Raw genomic sequence first — 1,224 nt, 5'->3', positions numbered from 1 at the left:
GATTAGACGGCAGTGGCTATCCGTACTGTAAATCATCGGCAATGCTTGATAAACCTTCCAGAATTGTGGCTATAGCCGATATTTTTCAGGCGTTGTCGCAAGATAGACCTTATCGTGGGCGGTTAAACTTAAGCGAGATTTTAACAATTATGTCTTTGCTGGCGGAGGAAGGGAAAATCGATGATCAGATTTTTTCCGTCTTGCATCGACAAGGTGAACGTTATTATTCGGCGTCTATAAATTGATGCTGTAATTGCAAAAGATAGGTTAGGAGAAACTATGGAGAAAACTAAAATCATTAACCTGGCTGAAGCCAAAGCAAAAGCAGCGGGTGTCAGCACAGGTTTGGTCGATGTGATCGATCAGTTAAATGAACGCTTTGGCATACGTATTGACATTACCGACGAGCGTTTAGCACGTTTTAATCGACTCTATGCGGCGCTGGATGAAGCTGCAATGCAGCATCATGAATATCAGTTAGAGGAACACGACAGTGCTATGCAGTCAATTTTTAACCAAGGTGTCGAAGTTGGCAGAGCACAAATGATGACTGACGTAATCATTTGTGTGCTGGAACAGGATGGTTTGTTGAAACGGTCTTGATTCGATTTTTAAAATTAACTAAAAAATAATTCTACTAGCGAATGATGGATAAGCCGTAGCTTTCGAATATCTGTTGAATCTCATCCATTACTTCAACCGTCGGTGGTTCCATTCCTTCGAGTGGGTATTCCAAGCCCAGCGCTTTCCATTTGTGTGTACCGAGGTTGTGATAGGGCAGTAATTCCAGTTGCTCTATGTTTTCCATTGGCGCTAAAAACTGCGCGAGCGCATGTACATCTTCGATATCATCAGAATAGCCGGGTACAACAACATAACGGACCCGTGTTTTTTTGCCAATATCGGCCAGGTGGCGAACAAAACGTAATGTGCGTTGATTCGAAACACCGACAAGTAAATGATGTTTAATATCGTTGATGTGTTTAATGTCGACCATTATTAAATCACTTTCGTCGATCATTAACTTAACTTCGTCACTGTAGACGCCAACATAGCCATTGGTATCTAAACAGGTATGAATTCCATGTTGTCGTAGACGCTGAAACAGTAAACCGACAAATGGTGCCTGCAATACCGGTTCACCACCGGTTACGGTCACACCACCACCACTGGCATCCATAAATTTCGTATAAGGCAGTATTTGTTCGACCACTTCTGTTACTG

General features: G+C 42.5%; 3 protein-coding genes. 2 read left to right on the top strand and 1 reads right to left on the bottom strand.

The annotated features are described in order from the left end of the window. The coding region (locus BGP77_RS18010; RefSeq protein ID WP_370446821.1) for an HD domain-containing phosphohydrolase at positions 1-245 on the top strand (245 nt) is incomplete at its 5' end. A gap of 34 nt (positions 246-279) precedes the next feature. Beyond that, positions 280-603 (top strand): hypothetical protein, encoded by a 324-nt coding sequence (locus BGP77_RS02810; protein WP_108163229.1) that lies wholly within the window; start codon positions 280-282, stop codon positions 601-603. 34 nt (positions 604-637) lie between these two features. Here the strand turns inward: BGP77_RS02810 and BGP77_RS02805 are convergent. After that, positions 638-1,224, bottom strand: a 587-nt coding sequence (locus BGP77_RS02805) for a radical SAM protein (protein WP_108163228.1), incomplete at its 5' end; no start/stop codon positions are given.

It is taken from the genome of Saccharospirillum sp. MSK14-1, assembly GCF_003054965.1.
Taxonomy (GTDB): domain Bacteria; phylum Pseudomonadota; class Gammaproteobacteria; order Pseudomonadales; family Natronospirillaceae; genus Saccharospirillum.
This window is presented reverse-complemented; position numbering and strand designations above follow the sequence as displayed.